Here is a 12,108-nt window from a genome sequence, read left to right as displayed (position 1 = left end):
AAGGCGGTCATGGTCAGGCCGCCTGTGCGGCGGAGGCCGCGAGCGAGGTGACGGCGACGGCGCGGAAGCTGATGCCATGGCGCTTCTGGCCGTTGAACTCGTTCTCCCAGGGCCGGGCGACGACGCCGGTCAGGGCGACCGGGGTACCCATGGCCAGTTCGCCGGAGACGCCGGTCTGCGGGACGGTCAGGTTCAGGATCTCGGCGTTGCCGTCCATCACGAACATGACGTCGACGGTCATCAGCGTCGCGCCGGTCTCGCGGTCGGTGGCGATCTCGCCGGTCTGGCGGTTCGCGATCTTGGGGGTCGGGGGCTGGGCCACCATCACGAGGGCGGCGGAGGTGTCGACGGGGATCTGACGCACAGCAGAACACTCCTCTAGAGATGTTGAACTCCTACACTCATGTATATGAGTGACATGAAGAAGAGTGCCCCACTCCTGTATATGAGTCAACCCGCTACGGAGAACAAACCGCAGCGGGCTGTGAGGAGTTGAGCGGGCGTCAGTCGGTCGCGGGGATCCGGTACTGGAAGACGAACTGGTCAGCGGCCATGAGGGTGTCGCACACCTCCACGACACGGCCCTCCTCGGATACCGCGTCGCGCAGCAGGCGAATCACCGGGGCACTGGGACTCAAGGCCAGCTCGGATGCCTCCGCCTTCGAGGCCGGCCGGGCCTGGAGCGTCTCGACGAACTCGGTGAAGGCGTGGCCGTGGTCTTCGAGGCGGGCGTAGATGCCACCGGGCCCAGGGTTCTCGGCGAACAACTCGGGGATGTCCTTCACCACGTCCCACGGCAGGTACGACGAAGCGGTCTCGACGGGAGTCCCGTTCCGGAAGTACAGCCGCCGCCGCGCGAGCACCTGCGTGCCTTCGTCGACCCCAAGCCGCTCAGCGATATCTGCCGGCGCCTCCATGGGACCGATGTAGAGGACACTCACCTTCGCGGTTGCGCCAGACTGCTCGGACTCGGCGAGGTAAGCAGCCTTACCGCCCCGCCGATGAGAAGCGCGGAATCGATCCGAGGACCGAAGCCGTACGGGAGGCCGATCCTTCACGATCGAACCCTTGCCATGCCGAGTCTCTACGAGCCCACTGGCCCGCACCTCGACCATGGCCTTACGGATCGTCCCCCCAGCAACCCCGTATCGCTCGACGAGCTCCGACTCACTCGGAACCATGTCGCCGGCCTTGAGGACGCCCGCCCGGATCTGCTGGACGATCTCGTCCGCGATCTGCACGTACCGAGGTACGGCTCTGCCAGCTCCTGCTGGAGTTCCCACAGTCCTACCCACTCTCATATGCTCCTGTACATGAGTAATGGGAGCGCCGGAGCAAAGTCAACGCCACTCCACTCGGTGTCGGTGGCGGGAGCCGTCGTGCGCGAAGACGGCCGACTCCTGGCAATCCGCCGAGCGGACAACGGCACTTGGGAACTCCCGGGCGGCATCCTCGAACTCACCGAGACCCCGGAGGCAGGCGTAGCCCGCGAGGTCCTGGAGGAGACAGGCATCCACGTCGAGGTCGACGAACTGACGGGCGTCTACAAGAACACGACCCGAGGCATCGTCGCCCTGGTCTTCCGCTGCAAGCCCTCAGGCGGCACCGAGCGCACTTCGGACGAGTCCACCGCGGTCGACTGGCTCACGCCGGCGGAGATCAAGGAGCGCATGGCCGAGGTCTACGCGATCCGCCTCCTGGACGCCCTGGACGACAACGGCCCTCACGTCCGCAGCCACGACGGCCGCCACCTGATCACCCAGCAATGATCCGGCACCCTGCACCGAGGATGACCCGAGACGAGGCCATCACGCTCGTAAGTCGCCTGATGAACGCCGAGCCCTCCGACGAAGAGTCGACGAAGATCTTGGATGCCCTCCACCAAGGCTTGGGCTGCCCCACATCAGCGACTACATCTACTGACCGTCCACCCCTGACCCGACAGCAGAGTAGATCGTCGACAGAGCCCTGTCCTACAAGCCGATAGCCCTCTGAAGGCCCAGAGACCACAGCGCGATAAGACTTTCTCTACTTCATCAAGCACCCGGCTGCGCTCCGCTCCGCCGGGCGGGCTTCCCGGCTCCGCTCGGGGCGCCGCTCCTGCCTTCGGCCCGCTCCGCCCCCGCTGCGCCGACGCCCGCCCCTGGAAGACGGGATAGGCCCGAAGGCATGAGTCCGAGCCCCGACGGCCGCCGGGTCCTCAGGTCACGGACATGCCTCCGGCGGGGGCGCTCAGGCTCCGGGATGGGAGGGGCCCGCGGGCGGGTGCCGGCCGGTGGGGTGTAGCGGTGGGGAACTCCCATCCCGTCCGCCGTCGACCCAGGCAGAGCCGAGCAGACACGGCACCGGGCGTCCAGGTCGTTCGTCCAGTTGGGCGCTCCACCTGGACGCCCGGCACCGCGCCTGCTCCACGGTGTGTGGGTCGACGGCGGACGGGATGGGAGTTGGGGTAGGTGGTGCTTGCGCCGCGAAGACTCTGCACGTCTGTCGGCTACTGGATATTGGCGACGAACTCGTCGTAGACCTCTCGGCAGTCCTCTGCAACCTGGCGATATAGCTCAGCAGAGACGGGCTCAACGGCGTTCAGCTGGGCCGGTGTCCGATCCTTGCTCAGATGCATAACGTGCCGACTTGCAGTCACCCAAGCTTCCGAGAGTCGTGTTCTTGCTTCTGCGTTCGTCGCAGTCCAGCCGGGAGCAAAGTCACGAGCTTGCCAGTCACGGGAGCCCGTCCCCTTAACCAAGAACTCGGCCAGTAGTCGCACGTTCACCCAGAACGACTCGATGACAGCCACACGAACAGCGCCACTGAGACCTGCACCTTCTGGCAAGAGCGGTGCAAGGTATTCGGTCTGCTCTACGGCGAAGGCAACGAACGCCAAAGCTCTTTTTTCAGCGGTAAATTGCGTATCCAGCCGGTCAAGCGGCGGTTCCGTAGTCATAGCCGCAGCATAGGTGCGGCAGCTCGGACTGGAGCCTTGTCGGTCCTTCTCAGTCCCCGTCTCGTTCAGCTGCGTCCGGCGACGCTCAGCACGGGCCACAAGTCCACCAGCTGCACGCAAGCGGACGCCCATGGACGCGGGGACACCCCACACGTCGCCTCTACCAGCACCAACAGAGTGACGGGTTGGCCTATCCCGCAGATCACAGTCCCCGCGTAGAAGCCGCCCGAAGCAAGGACAGGCAATCTCTTCCGAAGTCCGTAAGGATCCATGTCTCGGGCGCGCCTTCGTCAGCGTCAAAGACTCTGACGATGCCGTCATCCTTGACAATTCCCTCCCTTATAAGGCGAGCGATGGATGCATCCAAGACGTCTACGAAGCCTGGGAGTTCAGTAAGAATCTCCGGGCGCCTCCATCCGGGCCAACGCTGCTCAAAGGCGCCTTCTGGAGCCACGTAATTCTCCCGGGCAAAAACTTCGAGGAGCTTGACCTCAGGCTCCTCGATACCTGCGAGACCACGCACGCGGAGTCGTTCCGCGTCGACCCGAGTTTCGTCGCGTACCCCTCGCCCCAAACACCGCCCGAGTGCAATGATCTTTCCTGCGAGGGGTGTCTCCATGGCAGCTTGAACCGTCTCCGACATCAAGGCCAGCAGTTCTGGGCTGGTCTCAATCGTGTGAACGAGTCTATCCAGAGGCTGCTGCGCTTCTTCGGAGCCGGCTTCCAGTGCTTGGACGGCCCGCTCTTCGCGACGCCTGCGCACACTCTCCATGAGCCGCAAGATCGGGGCGTCGGCATATTCTTTCGCAACCCCAGCTGCGAGGCCGGCAACTGGAGAGAACGCCGCAATCGTCGCAACGAGGACGCCGGTTGTTGCCTTCACACCAGCTTCAGTCAATGATCCTGGCTTCGCTTCACGTGGCTCGCGGCTCATGCGAGCAATGCTAGCGAGCAGCTTCCCACTAGAGGTACAGGCCAGACCTGGGCCGAGGAGCGTGCCACATCCGTGCCAGATCGTGCGGGGAGCCACGGGGAACGAGGGGCGCGGTCGGGCTCTGGGGTGTCGATCACCTCCCGCCGCATCCGCGCAGGTCAGGTACAGCTCTGCTCTCCCGCTCTTGCAAAGAGGGGTCGTCGGTTAGAACCGGACAGGGGGCTCAAGGACGAAGACCCCCAACCGATCACGGTTGGGGGTCTTCGGCATCTACGGCTGGCATCTACGGCTGCGGTCAGGGACAGCCGGGCCGCTTCGGTGGAGCAGCTGGTCCGTGTGGGGCGCCCCATCGCGCCCCGCAACGTGTACCGCTCCCCGCCCTGGCCGCCGGCCGCACGCCTGACAGTTCGGGTTGATGGGTGGTGAACCCCTCTGGGGCTGGGCGGTCGGCTCCACGGCTGTAGCCACCTCCCCGGTCTGAGACCCGTGTCGGGCATGATCGGGGGCCACTCGATCACATTGCGGTCAGGCACAAAGCCTCACCGAGTTGCCAACCAGCGTACGGCCCCCTGCTCATGCTCGACCCCAGCCCGGGCAGGCCACCGGCCAAACCCGCTCCGCCTACTGTCGGTACAGGTCGGTTGGAGTGCTAACCCCGACCATTGCCGAGCGCAGTGTTTTCAGCGAAAAGGTCCACACCCTGCAGCCCATTCATTGGACCCAAGTTTGTGTACTGCCTTGCGAAATCGCTCTTGAGTTTGTCGATGGACTTCGCTATTTCTGCAGCCCTTCGAGCCTCGTCCAAGTCTACTGCCTCAGTCACTGAATCCATGATTTCATTGAACGTGTCAATCTTCATGCGTCGAGCAAGCTTGATCCCCAATAGGCTAGGGAATACAGATTTGAAAGTCTGGCGTGCCACTGCGGCGCTTGGCGCTAGAGTTAGAAAGTTCAGGAGGAAGTCCGGACGCATCACGTAGCGTGCCCGATTCTCCTTTACGACGCCCCGCGTGTACTTCAGGATGGCGGTCTCGGAGGTCAACCACCAGGTGGCGTACCCGAACTCCGAGATGCTGGAAACCTCCTTTCGGGTCTTGCGGTGGCCGTACACGGCAAGCGCGAGCAGGGCGTCGTTGCGTGCCAGTCGAAAATCCCGTTTTGCTTCTTCGAGCTGCGCTGCCAACGACTCCACCTGACTCAAGTCCACCAGCGATTCCAAGTCGCTAACAGATTCGAAGGTGAAAGAAAACTTACCTTGCAAGTATCGACGAATATCATCGAAGGCCGCATCTCTGTGCAAGTCACTGTATGTGCAAAACTGGTTCACGAATGATTGCCAGCTCTTAGGGCGTCTCCATCCGAGGTCCTGATTTATTCTGGCGTAGAGATAGGCTCTCAGCACAATATGTGGGGCATTTCTGGCGATCTCGTAGTTCATGAACTCGTCGACGCTGGCCAGATGGTTCTTGTACTCGAAATCACATACGCGCAGGTGATGGACGACCTCGTCCAGGACGGGTTCGGTTAGGACTAGTCGCGCTCCCAACTTGCTCGCCATTAGAAGTGTGTTCGCGGTCATTCGGTCGGGCTCTTCGAGGTAGTGCTCACTCAGAGCGCGAACGATCTGGTCTGCCCCCACAAACAAATGGAACTCTCCAGTCATTTCCTGGAAGAAATCCATAAGTCGAGGTTCGGTGTTCAAAGTGAAGAGAAGGGCATAAGTTCGCGAAAGGCGCTGAAGATACCTCCTTTCCGCGTCTGTCGAATGGTAGAGAACGCCTCTGAGTACGGAGAATGCTCCGTCGCCGACGATCGCGGAGTCTCTGCCCGTCAATCCGTGCTCCCTGAGGGCGGATGCGAGGCAATCCGTTATCGTTGTGTAGTCAGACTTCTCATTAGCGTGCAAGAAGGCTGAGAATTCCAGGCCATTTCGCTCAAATGCCAGTTGAAGTGTGCGCAGTGCGACTTCAACCGCTTGTCGTGTGCGGACCTTCCCAAGCCCCTTGATGTTTTCGTCCCGCAAGCGATCTTCAAAGCTGGCAATTACGTCAAGGCGGAGCTTTTCGTCAGCAGTATTTTCCTCCTCGATTCGCACCCGCGTTTCATAGGGCAGGCAAAAGCCATCCTCCTTCTTGTGCCAGTTCACGGCACGGCCGCCCCTGTATTGTTTGTTAGACATGGCCTCAAGGCGGTTTCGAAGCCGCGGCTTAACGAGACCTTGGACGCTTGGGAGGGAGCTTTCAATCACGCCAAGGACTTTGTCGCTCCCATATAGAATTCCTTTGTCAGAATCAGTGCCTTCCAGGGCCCAAAGGGCCAAAGCGTCAACAACGGAGTCCACTAGTTTTTCGTTTCCGGAGCGACGCTCAAGCTCTTGCGACAGAAATACAAATGCGGCTGGGTTCTTGACGTGTTGTGATGCCGAGATGAGTCGGGATGAGCCGATACGCTTGAGGAAATCCGTATAGCTTCTCAGGTGCTCGTCGAATGCTGTCCTTGTGGCCGCGTCATCATTCACGTGGGCGACGATGTAGCTACCGTCGCGGATGATGATTGTGACGTCGAGGTCGTTTGTTAGATCTCGCTCTACCCGGTCGGAATATTTGACCGTTCTTGAGGTGAGGTAAAAGAGTACCTTCGGCGTTCGGCCAAATTCTCGCAGTCGTTCAATTGTCCGCCTGATTTTCCCCTCTGTGTCGATTTCGACACTTGCCTGATAGTACGTCTCAGGCCTTTGTGATTCCTCGAACAAGTTCCCATCGCGTGCATCGGCCCCGCCATCTTTTACGCCGCCGAGGGGTACGAAGTCGACTCCCATGAGGGAAGAATAGAAGGAGATGGCGAACCGCTCGAAGGGGAATCCTTCGGCCTTGTCTAGGGCGATGCGTACGACGTCTTCGGGAATTCTGTCGGCCACTACGTCTCCTCCTGTTGCCCGCTCAGATGAGGATCAAGGTACTCCCCGGGGCGCGCTTCGGGTACTAAAAACGTTGAAAACGCCCCCAGAGTGGAGTACTGCAAGCCGGTCGCATCGAAGGTTGAAGGGCTGCACGTTCGTCTGACCAACGATGGGCGCGCAGGGCACTCGCCGAGGTTCCGTGAAGGAGGGTGCGATGCCGGATCCTTTGACGGCGGCCCAGTGGGCTCCTGAGCGTGTTCATGCTGAGACGCCCCAGGCTCCGCCTGGGGCGTCTCAGCAACGCTGGGCTGCTCGCTAGCCGAAGGCCGCTGCTGGCAGGATCGGGCCCTCGCTGCTGTCGGGGCGGGTTTCCGGGTCTGTGGTTAGCAAGCGGCGACCGCGGCTTTCCGCTACGCGCAACGTGTCACGCAAGGCTCCCATGAGATCTGTCGCCAGGGGGCGCAGTGATTCAGGGGCTGTTTGTGCGTCGTCGAGTAGCCCGGACACGTAGTCCAAGAGCTTGGTCGCCAGCTCCAGCTGTGCCGCTTCGGTTTCGTCGGCCAGGCGGGACAGGCGGCCGTTGGTGTCGTCGGTGCTCAGGAAGCAGGGCTTGCCGTCGAGGCCTGACCAGGGGAGGAGTCGCATTTCGTTGTGGGGCGTCATCCTTCCGTCTCCCTTTCTTCGGTCATGGGGTGGGTGGTGAAGACTGCGTCTGCGCGGTCGCCGGGGAGGACCAGGATTGCGGCCTGCAGGACACGGCCGGTGGCGTCGGCGGCCACGCTGGTGATCGAGAGGACAGCCAGGGTGGAGCTGATTCGGAGGGTCGTTGCTTCCTCGGGGGTGGGGAGGCGGGCGGTGACCGTCTCCCGGAACTTCGTCGATATCGCCTCCACTCCCGGGAGCCGCGGCGGCAAGCCGAGTTGGACGGCTGGCGCCAGGTCGCGGGGGACGTAGATGCGGGCCAGGCTGTGAGGTGACTGTCCCTCGTGGGTGATGCAGAGGAACTCGGTCAGAGGGCTGTTCGACGAGACCCTCAGCAGGGCTCTGAGGTGTCCGCGCGCCCCGAGGTTGGTCGTGCGGATGCTGACCTGCAGTGCGGGATCGAAAGGCGTGCGGCCGCCGCCGGCGTACGTGATGCGCCGGAGTGGGGGACGGATGAAGTTCCCCTTGCCATGGACCTTTTCGATGACTCCCTCGGCTTGGAGGAGCGCGAGCGCGTTTCGCAGTGTCGGCGTGCTGACTTTGTAGTGGGTGGCGAGCTGGGTTTCCGAGGGGAGGCGTTCGCCGGCCTTGAGGTTGCCCGTCGAGATCTGGGCTCGCAGTTCAGCGGCGATGGCGTGGCGGCGCGAAGGCACGGCGGGAGTCACCGCCCCTCAGCATGCGGAGGGCGATGAGTCGAGTCCGGGAGTGCATCGTCAGAAGCTCGCCCGATTCGAAGAGGAGGCGTTTGGCGCCGCCGGGGAGTTGGAAAAGGTCGGCCACCCGGCACGGTTGACCGCCGATCTGAATGACGTCTCCGAGCTGCACGGTGGCCGAGGTGATCTCGACGTTGCAGGCAAGGGCACCGCTGGGTGCCCATCCCCTCACTGGGTTACCTCCCGCCGCGTGTTTCCGTCGTCGTTCGGGTGGCAGGTGCACTCGCACGCTTCGTAGACCACCGGGATCCCGACCGGTGCCGCGGAGGGGGAGGAGTGGGCGCAGTCGTGATGGGTGCCGATGTGGCAGGCGCTCGATCGGTAGGAGGCGGCGGAGCGTGTCACGCGCGGCTGAGGGGGGCCCGCCATTAGAGGGCCTCCGCCGGTGCGGACGCCGAGCGCTGCAACTCGTGCTCCTCGCTGGCCAGTACGTACGGGCGGACGAGCGCGTTCTCCTCGCCTGCGAGCACGTCGGTACGGATTCCACGCGGAGTCTTGAGCACCGTCGGCCAGTTGCAGAGGTCGTGATGAACGATCGGCGGTCGGACGGGCGCTAAGAGGCGGCAGTGCCGGCGCGACGGGAGGTGTCGCGCTCTGGTACGTGTGAGGGCGCGGCGGATACGGTTGAGCATGCTGATCAGCTCCTATCGCTGATGGCCGGGTCCCCGGACGTCGCCTGTCGCGGGGACCGCTTGTTCACGGCGGCCCAGAGGGTGCGGCCGCCCAGGCTGGTGGCGAGGAGACCGAAGCGGTCTGCCTGTGCCACGACTTCCAGGACCTCCCGCCATGTCTCGGCGGGGAGGGGTTCCGGCACCTCCACTTCGATCGACGTGTGTCTGGCGCGTTTCAGCACGCGTGTGGTGAGTCCGATGGCGGACAGTCGGGCAGCGAGGGCCTCCGCGCTTACTTCTGGAGCAGGCACAGGGCAGCCTCCGTCACCGGCGATCACTTTGAGTGAAGCTAGTTAACTAGATTAGAGCTAGTGGACTAGATTTTCCATATGCCTGAGCAGCCGCCATACCTTCGCATCGCCGACGAACTGCGGCGGCGGATCGCGGAGCGCGAGTGGACTCCTGGAGACCGGCTGCCCTCGCGGGCCCAGATCGGCCAGGAGTGCGGGGTGGGCGAGAACGTCGTTCGCCGTGCCCAAGAGTTGTTGATCTCCCAGGGCGTGCTGGAGGGGCGGGCCGGGTCCGGGACCTACGTGGCCGAGCCCCGGCAGCGGGTGCGGATGGTGCGGTCCGCGGCGCGCGAGCAGCCTGACGGGTCGCCGTTCCGGTCCGATATGAAGGCCGTCGGGCGGAACGGTGGCTGGGAAAGTCGGACCGATGCCAAGGTGCCCGCGCCGGCCGAGATCGCTGCGCGGCTTGGGATCGGCGAGGGCGAGCTGTGTGTCCGGACCGTGTACGAGTTCCTTGCCGACGGGCGGCCCGTGCAGCTGTCGACGAGCTGGGAGCCGTACGACCTCACTGGCGGGACCCTCGTTGTTCTTCCCGAGGGCGGGCCGCACGCCGGGACCGGCGTCGTGAACCGGATGGCCGAGATCGGGGTCACGGTCAGCCATGCCGTCGAGCAGCCGGAGCCGCGGCAGGCGACCGCCGAGGAAGCATCGCTCCTCGGGATCCAGAAGGCCGCACTCGTCACCCATATCCGGCGCACCTACTACAGCGACCAGGGGCAGCCCGTCGAGACGGCCGACATCGTCGTCCCTGCTGCGCTGTGCGAGATCGTTTACGAGATCCCGATCAACCGGCACTGACATCCGCAGCTTGAATCACCGTTGGCGCAGGCGGACGCCTTGGCAGATCCCGCTCAAGTTCGCTCCCCAATCCTGCGCTGTAGCGTGACCGCGTGGACGAAGAACCGGTGATCATCAAACTCACGCGTGACCAGGCATTCGTCCTGTCTGACTGGCTCTACGAAGTCATGATGGAGTCGGACAAGCTGGACGCGATCGTGCCGGACAAGGCGGTCTGGGCAGGCATCTACGCGATCTCCGGGACCCTGGAGACGACTCTTGCCGAGGTATTCATGCCCGACTACGCCGGCCGCCTGGAGCAGGCGAGACAGCGATTGCTGGAGGCTGCGGGTGGCAACGAAGACGATGAAGAGCTGGGGTGAGGGACCTGGAGGCGTGTCCGCTGGCCCGCCGAGAAGGTCCTGCAGTCCGTGTGGGTGGTCGAGTCCTGTCCAAGGTGCCGGACCCGTATCACTGACAACGCCGAGGTAGGTTGCGTGGCATGACCAGTGGCCCTCCTCTCTGCCCCGAGTGCGATCAACCCATGACATCGCGCGGGCTGCTCCTCTCCCGGCGCGAGGAGGATGACAAGCGCGTCTGCCGTGGTATCTGGCGGTGTCCCGATCGGCATCTCTGGTGGCACTGGGCCGACCGGCCGGACGATCCCATGGAGCCCTGCCCCGTCCCGCAGTTCGGCAAGTGACATCCACAGCTGACATCAACGAGGGCGGACGAAGGCGGTGTCAGGCGGTTGTTGGCGTAGGTCCGTCCCTGGGAATTGAGCCTCGCAGGGCGTGTCCGCACGAGCTTACAAAGCAGATGTCGGCGGTTCGAAACCGTCCGCGCCCACCAGTGCCGAGGCCCCCGCAGCATGAGCTGCGGGGGCCTCGGCGGTAGTAAAGGCGAGTGCCCGGTTCGGGGTGGTTCTCCCTGGTCGGACATGGCGGGCTGGAGTCGTGGCCATGGGGGAACGGAACGCGCGTGTGAAGCGGTGCAAGCAGTGTCGTCGGCCGCTTGATACGCCCAGGTGGCGGCGCCCGAAGCGGTTCTGTCGCCGGTGGCACCAGGTGCGGTACTGGCTGGAAGAGCTGGGAGAGCTCGTGTTCGGTTAGCTGTCCGCTCAGCCCCTCACGGCCTCCCCGGCGCCTTGACGGGCGGGCGGGGGCGGGGATGTACTCCGTCGCATGGACGAGGTGGGGGACGCGCCCGAAGTCGGGGCGCAGAGTGCCGAGATGACGCCGCAGAGGTATCTGGACGGGCGGCTCGCGCAGTATCAGGCGTGGTACGACCGCAAGGCCACCAAGATGAAGGCGATGCATCTGCGGATGCGGACCGTGTCGGTGGTCGGGGGTGCGCTCGTGCCCGTGCTGGTGAATCTGGATCTCGGGTTCGCGCGGATCACCGCGACCGTGCTCAGTCTGGTCGTCGTCGCGTCCGTGTCCCTGGAGAGCGTGTACCGCTACCGGGAGCAGTGGAAGAACTACCGCTCGACCGAACAGCTGCTCGGTCACGAGCGGGTGTACTTCGCCGCGCGCGTCGGGCCGTACCACCGTCTCTCCGAACGCGACTCGTTCACGACGCTCGTCGCGCGTGTCGAGAAGGCGATCGCCAGCGAGAACTCCGCCACGCTCAACGTCATGACCCTCGGCGGGCAGGTCAACGCCGAGTTGCAGCAGTACGGGCTCCCCGCGCCCCGCCAGGAAGGCGAGGGGAGCGGCACGGCGGCGACCGTCAGCACATGACGGAGTCGACCCGCGTCGAGTTGTACGAGCACGTGTCGATGCGCGTGCCGTTGGACTTGCGGAGCGTCGCCGTGTCCTTGTCGTTGTTCCAGACGTACGCGCCGCGGCCCTGGTAGAGGTTCGCGGCGGTGTTGGTGCCGCGGCCGGTGCGGACGGTGACCGTCTTGCCCTTGCCGAGGGTGTAGTTGCCGAAGGTGTACTTGTGGTTCGCGGCGTCCGTCAGCGTCCAGCCCCGCAGGTTGACCGCGGCACCGGTGGTGTTGCGTATCTGGACGTACTCGGCGTTGAGGCTGGCGCTGGAACGGGTGTCCGTCCCGGGGCTGTCGTAGTAGATCTTGTACAGGTGGACGGAACCGGCCGCCTGCGCGGGCGAGGGCAGCAGGAGCAGGCCGGCCACGGCTGCCGTGGCGGCGGCCGCGACGGTGCGCGTACGAAGCAT

At 64.0% G+C, this 12,108-nt stretch carries 13 protein-coding genes and 1 pseudogene; 4 read left to right on the top strand and 10 right to left on the bottom strand.

Annotated features, from left to right (window positions below; all coding sequences use genetic code 11):
• Window positions 1-13: 13 nt before the first annotated feature.
• Window positions 14-364 (bottom strand): hypothetical protein, encoded by a 351-nt coding sequence (locus ACIGEZ_RS03005; RefSeq protein WP_329855396.1) that lies wholly within the window; start codon window positions 362-364, stop codon window positions 14-16.
• A gap of 139 nt (window positions 365-503) precedes the next feature.
• Complete coding sequence (locus ACIGEZ_RS03000; protein WP_399824982.1) at window positions 504-1,301, bottom strand: GntR family transcriptional regulator; 798 nt, start codon at window positions 1,299-1,301, stop codon at window positions 504-506.
• Between ACIGEZ_RS03000 and ACIGEZ_RS02995 the strand changes: the two genes are divergently transcribed.
• Window positions 1,302-1,769, top strand: a complete 468-nt coding sequence (locus ACIGEZ_RS02995) for an NUDIX hydrolase (RefSeq protein ID WP_399824980.1) — start codon at window positions 1,302-1,304, stop codon at window positions 1,767-1,769.
• A gap of 722 nt (window positions 1,770-2,491) precedes the next feature.
• Here ACIGEZ_RS02995 and ACIGEZ_RS02990 read toward each other — a convergent pair.
• From ACIGEZ_RS02990 to ACIGEZ_RS02960, 7 genes and pseudogenes are all read right to left on the bottom strand, one after another.
• On the bottom strand, window positions 2,492-2,941 hold the full coding sequence (locus ACIGEZ_RS02990) for a hypothetical protein (protein ID WP_399824978.1): 450 nt from the start codon (window positions 2,939-2,941) through the stop codon (window positions 2,492-2,494).
• A gap of 202 nt (window positions 2,942-3,143) precedes the next feature.
• The gene (locus ACIGEZ_RS02985) at window positions 3,144-3,875 is read right to left on the bottom strand and encodes a hypothetical protein (protein WP_399824976.1); all 732 of its coding nucleotides are present in this window, start codon (window positions 3,873-3,875) and stop codon (window positions 3,144-3,146) included.
• A gap of 649 nt (window positions 3,876-4,524) precedes the next feature.
• Window positions 4,525-6,792: a hypothetical protein gene (locus ACIGEZ_RS02980; RefSeq protein WP_399824974.1), complete on the bottom strand. Its 2,268-nt coding sequence runs from the start codon at window positions 6,790-6,792 to the stop codon at window positions 4,525-4,527.
• A gap of 297 nt (window positions 6,793-7,089) precedes the next feature.
• A complete protein-coding gene (locus tag ACIGEZ_RS02975; protein WP_399824973.1) occupies window positions 7,090-7,437 on the bottom strand; it encodes a hypothetical protein in 348 nt (115 codons plus the stop codon).
• Window positions 7,434-8,141 carry a GntR family transcriptional regulator gene (locus ACIGEZ_RS02970; RefSeq protein ID WP_399824972.1) on the bottom strand — a complete coding sequence of 236 codons (708 nt, stop codon included), beginning with the start codon at window positions 8,139-8,141 and terminating at the stop codon, window positions 7,434-7,436. The genes ACIGEZ_RS02975 and ACIGEZ_RS02970 overlap by 4 nt, the downstream gene beginning before the upstream one ends.
• Window positions 8,098-8,361: a hypothetical protein gene (locus ACIGEZ_RS02965; protein ID WP_399824971.1), complete on the bottom strand. Its 264-nt coding sequence runs from the start codon at window positions 8,359-8,361 to the stop codon at window positions 8,098-8,100. Before ACIGEZ_RS02965 ends, ACIGEZ_RS02970 begins: the two co-directional genes overlap by 44 nt.
• A 472-nt stretch (window positions 8,362-8,833) precedes the next feature.
• Window positions 8,834-9,111, bottom strand: a pseudogene (locus ACIGEZ_RS02960) (hypothetical protein).
• Window positions 9,112-9,189: 78 nt separating this feature from the next.
• Here ACIGEZ_RS02960 and ACIGEZ_RS02955 point away from each other — a divergent pair.
• From ACIGEZ_RS02955 to ACIGEZ_RS02945, 3 genes are all read left to right on the top strand, one after another.
• On the top strand, window positions 9,190-9,948 hold the full coding sequence (locus ACIGEZ_RS02955; protein WP_399824969.1) for a GntR family transcriptional regulator: 759 nt from the start codon (window positions 9,190-9,192) through the stop codon (window positions 9,946-9,948).
• Window positions 9,949-10,040: 92 nt separating this feature from the next.
• Complete coding sequence (locus ACIGEZ_RS02950; RefSeq protein ID WP_399824968.1) at window positions 10,041-10,310, top strand: hypothetical protein; 270 nt, start codon at window positions 10,041-10,043, stop codon at window positions 10,308-10,310.
• 801 nt (window positions 10,311-11,111) lie between these two features.
• Window positions 11,112-11,669, top strand: a complete 558-nt coding sequence (locus tag ACIGEZ_RS02945; protein WP_399824966.1) for a DUF4231 domain-containing protein — start codon at window positions 11,112-11,114, stop codon at window positions 11,667-11,669.
• Here ACIGEZ_RS02945 and ACIGEZ_RS02940 read toward each other — a convergent pair.
• The gene (locus tag ACIGEZ_RS02940) at window positions 11,659-12,108 is read right to left on the bottom strand and encodes a lamin tail domain-containing protein (RefSeq protein ID WP_399824964.1); all 450 of its coding nucleotides are present in this window, start codon (window positions 12,106-12,108) and stop codon (window positions 11,659-11,661) included. The two genes, ACIGEZ_RS02945 and ACIGEZ_RS02940, sit on opposite strands and share 11 nt — an antisense overlap.

The sequence above is a fragment of the Streptomyces sp. NPDC085481 genome (assembly GCF_044541845.1).
In the GTDB taxonomy this organism is placed as follows: domain Bacteria; phylum Actinomycetota; class Actinomycetes; order Streptomycetales; family Streptomycetaceae; genus Streptomyces.
This window is presented reverse-complemented; position numbering and strand designations above follow the sequence as displayed.

Coding starts and splice junctions, on each gene's coding strand:
- ACIGEZ_RS03000 (WP_399824982.1), bottom strand. CDS start 1,301: ATGAGAGTGGGTAGGACTGTGGGAACTCCAGCAGGAGCTGGCAGAGCC.
- ACIGEZ_RS02995 (WP_399824980.1), top strand. CDS start 1,302: ATGCTCCTGTACATGAGTAATGGGAGCGCCGGAGCAAAGTCAACGCCA.
- ACIGEZ_RS02990 (WP_399824978.1), bottom strand. CDS start 2,941: ATGACTACGGAACCGCCGCTTGACCGGCTGGATACGCAATTTACCGCT.
- ACIGEZ_RS02985 (WP_399824976.1), bottom strand. CDS start 3,875: ATGAGCCGCGAGCCACGTGAAGCGAAGCCAGGATCATTGACTGAAGCT.
- ACIGEZ_RS02975 (WP_399824973.1), bottom strand. CDS start 7,437: ATGACGCCCCACAACGAAATGCGACTCCTCCCCTGGTCAGGCCTCGAC.
- ACIGEZ_RS02955 (WP_399824969.1), top strand. CDS start 9,190: ATGCCTGAGCAGCCGCCATACCTTCGCATCGCCGACGAACTGCGGCGG.
- ACIGEZ_RS02945 (WP_399824966.1), top strand. CDS start 11,112: ATGGACGAGGTGGGGGACGCGCCCGAAGTCGGGGCGCAGAGTGCCGAG.
- ACIGEZ_RS02940 (WP_399824964.1), bottom strand. CDS start 12,108: ATGCTTCGTACGCGCACCGTCGCGGCCGCCGCCACGGCAGCCGTGGCC.